This window comes from Cellulomonas citrea (genome assembly GCF_009829685.1).
In the GTDB taxonomy this organism is placed as follows: domain Bacteria; phylum Actinomycetota; class Actinomycetes; order Actinomycetales; family Cellulomonadaceae; genus Cellulomonas; species Cellulomonas citrea.
This window is the reverse complement of the sequence record NZ_VWSD01000358.1, coordinates 1-590: the sequence shown is the minus strand read 5'-3', so window position 1 is coordinate 590 and position 590 is coordinate 1. Positions and strand designations below refer to the sequence as shown.

At 57.1% G+C, this 590-nt stretch carries 1 protein-coding gene; it reads left to right on the top strand.

Translation table 11 applies throughout. The features are described from left to right. Positions 1-590, top strand: a 590-nt coding sequence (gene cas1 / locus F2B26_RS16715; protein WP_159811217.1) for a type II CRISPR-associated endonuclease Cas1, incomplete at both ends; no start/stop codon positions are given.

Genomic DNA, 590 nt, shown 5'->3' with positions numbered 1-590 from the left:
CCAAGCATCACCCCGCCGGTGTGCCGATCTCATTCCATCAGCACCATGCCCAATCGGCAATCGCGCACGCCCACATAGGAATGACCGCCCCGCTCCAGAAACGACTTTGGCAGCGTATCGTAAAGGCGAAGATCGAAAACCAGGCGGCAGTCCTTCGCGCTATCGGCAATGATCATGCGCAGGCGCTGTCTGCAATGGCATCTCGTGTTGGTTCAGGCGATCCCGGTAATCTGGAAGCACAGGCGGCTCGTGCCTACTGGCCTCGACTGTTCAAAGATTTTCGCCGACACGACGAGACCCGCGAGAATGGCCTCCTCAATTATGGCTACGCCGTTGTTCGGGCGGCCATAGCCCGTGCCTGTGCTGCATCAGGCTTGCTTCCGGCATTCGGCATTCATCACAAATCCCGCACCAACCCATTCAACCTCGTTGATGATCTGATTGAGCCTTTTCGACCTTCCGTCGATCGCCTGGCACAAAAGCGTGCGAATGAAACGGAAGGTACAGAACTGGATGTGGATGACCGCCGCCACATGGCGGGCATCCTCGGCGAATCTGTCTCAATTGGGGAAGAGCGACTGACCATTCTT